Origin of the sequence: Megasphaera intestinihominis, from assembly GCF_040096415.1 — a bacterium.
Taxonomy (GTDB): domain Bacteria; phylum Bacillota; class Negativicutes; order Veillonellales; family Megasphaeraceae; genus Megasphaera; species Megasphaera intestinihominis.
In genome coordinates, this window is record NZ_JBBMEU010000142.1 from 1 (window position 1) to 896 (window position 896).

The 896-nt window shown below is 56.9% G+C and carries 1 protein-coding gene; it reads left to right on the top strand.

Annotated features, from left to right (window positions below; genetic code table 11):
• Positions 1-896 (top strand): pyruvate kinase (gene pyk, locus WMO23_RS11360; RefSeq protein WP_349174132.1); only part of this gene is annotated, 896 nt, incomplete at both ends.

Genomic DNA, 896 nt, shown 5'->3' on the forward strand with positions numbered 1-896 from the left:
GCCATCAACCTGCCGGCTGTTTCCGATACAGACGCCGACGATATCGAATTCGGCTGCCGCATGAACATGGACTGGATTGCCGCTTCCTTCATCCAGCGCGGCAAAGATGTCCTGACGATCCGCAAGATTTTGGAAAAACACGACAGCCATATGAAAATCATTTCCAAAATCGAATGTCAGGCTGCGGTCAACAACATTGACGACATCATCAAGATGAGCGACGGTATCATGGTCGCCCGCGGTGACCTCGGCGTCGAAGTCCCGGCAGAAGAAGTGCCGATGCTCCAGAAAGTCCTCATCCATAAATGCCAGGCCGCAGGTAAACCGGTCATTACGGCTACGCAGATGCTGGAATCTATGTGCAACAACCCGCGTCCGACCCGTGCTGAAACGAGCGACGTCGCCAACGCCATCCTCGACGGTACCGATGCCATCATGCTCAGTGGCGAAACGGCTGGCGGTCTCTATCCGGTGGAAGCGGTAGAAACCATGGCCCGCGTCGCAACCTTTACGGAAAGCAACTTCACGCCGAAGTCCTATGAAGACGTCGACGCTGAATCGGCTACGACGACGGAATCCATCGGCAAAGCCGTTGTCAAGATTGCCCAAGACCTCCACGCTGCAGCCATCATCGCTTCGACTGAACGCGGCGGCACAGCTCAGATGATTTCTAAATTCCGTCCGGCCTGCCCGATTGTAGCCGTATCGCCGCATGAAGCCATCGTCCGCCGCCTGCAGCTCAACTGGGGCGTCCAGGCTGTCACCGGTAAAGAAGCCAGCGACACCGATGCTGTCGTCGACAATGCTATCTTTGCAGCTCTCGACAACGACCTCATCAAAGCCGGCGACCTCGTCGTCCTCACGGCAGGTGTCCCCGTTGCCAAAGCCGGTTCGAC